This window comes from Brachyspira pilosicoli, from assembly GCF_019402445.1.
Lineage (GTDB): Bacteria > Spirochaetota > Brachyspiria > Brachyspirales > Brachyspiraceae > Brachyspira > Brachyspira pilosicoli_B.
Genome location: NZ_SRZM01000431.1, coordinates 1 through 1,201 on the forward strand (window position 1 = coordinate 1; position 1,201 = coordinate 1,201).

The following is a 1,201-nucleotide window of genomic DNA, read 5'->3' on the forward strand; positions in this document are numbered from 1 at the left end:
ACTTCATCAATATTGCCAAGCTCATCTATAGATTTACTGCAAGCCTCTTCATATTTCATTCCATTTTTTACATAATATTGAACTTTAGAATTAAGCATATCTTTTATTTCATCTAATTGCTCAAGAACTTCTTTAGTATTAGGATATTTCTTTTTAATATTTTTATAAAACTCATTAATATTCATCATTATTTCCTGTTAATATTTTTATCAGAATTTTTAAAAAATCTATAAAAGAAAAATACAGTCAAAGGCCAAGATAAAAAGTATATAATAACAAATACAAACCAAATATGATGCGGAGTAAAAAACATATTAAATATAAATACTGCTATAGATATAATTAAAAAACCTATTATAGAATATTTTAAATTTATTTTATAATCATTATAAGTATATTCAAAAGTTTCGTATATATTACGCATATTAATAAACTGTATAATTGTAGTTAAAAAAATAACAATAATTCCTGAAACAATAAAAAATATACTTGGAACTAATGAATTATTTATATAAGAGAAAAATGATATATTATTGTTTTTTAAAGATATAAGGCATAATAATAAACTCAAAAAAGCCGCAATAAAAATATCAATAATTCCAGCAAATAAATATAATTTAGATTTATTAATAATTTTTGCATCCTTTGACAATTCTTCAAGAAGTGAATCCACATCACCGAAAGATTTAAGTGCCTTTTTAAAAGCCTCCTCTTCGCTTTCATCTATATATTCTTCACTTTTCATGTATAAATAATTTCTAAGCTCTTCAATTTGGTCTCTAATTTTTTGAGTATTAGGGTATTTATTTTTCAATTCATTACAAAAATCATCTATCATAATATTTTATCTCTATATAAAAACATTTATTCAATATCAAGAAGTTTATCTATTATCTTTTTAGTAAACAGCCATATTTCTCTCTCTTCCTCTAAAAACTTTCTGCCTTCTTCAGTAATTTTATAATATTTTCTTCTTCCTCCCTGACTCTCATCTCCCCAATAACTTTCTATTAGCTTTTTGCCTTCAAGTCTTCTTATAGCACTGTATAAAGTCTGACCGTTAATCTCATATTCTCCATTAGTTTTATCAGTAATTAATTTAGAAAGCTCATAACCATAAGAATCATTATCTTTCAAAAAATGCAAAACAACAGCATCTATATGACCTCGTATGATATCACTTTCTATATACATTAATTTT

At 23.6% G+C, this 1,201-nt stretch carries 3 protein-coding genes; all 3 read right to left on the bottom strand.

The features are described 5' to 3' along the window. Nucleotides 1–185, bottom strand: a 185-nt coding sequence (locus E6A48_RS11640; RefSeq protein ID WP_219710471.1) for a permease prefix domain 1-containing protein, incomplete at its 3' end; no start/stop codon positions are given. A gap of 2 nt (nucleotides 186–187) precedes the next feature. Then, nucleotides 188–838: a permease prefix domain 1-containing protein gene (locus E6A48_RS11645; RefSeq protein ID WP_219710472.1), complete on the bottom strand. Its 651-nt coding sequence runs from the start codon at nucleotides 836–838 to the stop codon at nucleotides 188–190. A 26-nt stretch (nucleotides 839–864) separates the two neighbouring features. Beyond that, nucleotides 865–1,201 (bottom strand): PadR family transcriptional regulator (locus E6A48_RS11650; RefSeq protein ID WP_258018620.1); only part of this gene is annotated, 337 nt, incomplete at its 5' end.